Annotated in this window: 1 protein-coding gene; it reads right to left on the reverse strand. The window is 60.3% G+C overall.

The window, feature by feature from the left end:
* Nucleotides 1–200: 200 nt before the first annotated feature.
* On the reverse strand, nucleotides 201–1,049 hold the full coding sequence (locus tag IQ254_RS31220; RefSeq protein ID WP_193970014.1) for an ABC transporter permease: 849 nt from the start codon (nucleotides 1,047–1,049) through the stop codon (nucleotides 201–203).
* Nucleotides 1,050–1,067 lie beyond the last annotated feature (18 nt).

Consider the following 1,067-nt stretch of genomic DNA (forward strand, 5'->3'; position numbering starts at 1 on the left):
GGGCTAGGGATGGTGGGGGAGATGGGGAAGGTGAGGAAGAAACCGTAGCGTGGGTTAGGCCGTAATCCAACTCTGTTGCAGTCCAGGTAATCAGGCCTTGGCCGTAACCCACAAACGAGCATGTCGCACCTGTAAAAGCCTCTGGCGTCTGGGCTGGTTGGGTTCCGCTGGGCTTCACTCAACCTACGGGTTTATCTACATCACGTTCGCATGCGGGGATCGATCAAATCCCGCAGTCCGTCGCCGAGGAGATTGAAGCAAAATACCGCCAGCATCAGTACCGCACCGGGGAACAGGGCCATCCACCATTCGCCCGAGACAATGTAGGTCGCGCCTTCGGCCACCATGATGCCCCACTCCGGTGTTGGCGGTTGAACGCCCAGGCCAATGAACGACAGGCCAGCGGCGTTGAGAATAGCCCAGCCCATGTTCAGCGACACATGCACCATCATCACCGGCAGCACGTTGGGGAATAGGTGTTTAGCCATAATTCGCCAGTCGCCGTTGCCGGTGAGGCGGGCGGCCTCGACAAAGCCAGCGTCGCGCCGCACCAGCACTTCCGATCGCACCACTCGCGTGTACAGGGGCAGGTTGATGATCGCCGTTGCCAGAATGATGTTTTCCACCGTGTTGCCCAGGGCCGCTACCAGCCCCATGGCCAGCACAAACAGTGGGAAGGCCATCAGCGTGTCGATGCAGCGGGAGATGATGCGATCGCACCAGCCGCCAAAATAGCCCGCGCAGGTGCCCAACACACTGCCCACCAGAAACGATAGGGTCACCGCCATTACCGCAATCCCCAGGTCGAGCCGGGTGGCGACAATCACCCGGCTGAGCACGTCTCGCCCCAGCTGGTCGGTGCCAAACCAGTGCGCTGAGGAGGGTGGCTGAAGGGCGATCGCAGCATTGCTCGTCAACGGATCGTAGGGCGCAACGACTTCCCCAAAAACTGCGAACAGCACGAACACCAGAAACAGCCCAAAGGCCCCGAAGGTGATCCAGTTTTCGCTGATAACGTAGCGGGTGTGTTGGAAGGTGGTGGTGGTCATGGGGGGGGAGTGGATGAG

It is taken from the genome of Nodosilinea sp. LEGE 07088 (assembly GCF_015207395.1).
GTDB lineage: Bacteria > Cyanobacteriota > Cyanobacteriia > Phormidesmidales > Phormidesmidaceae > Nodosilinea.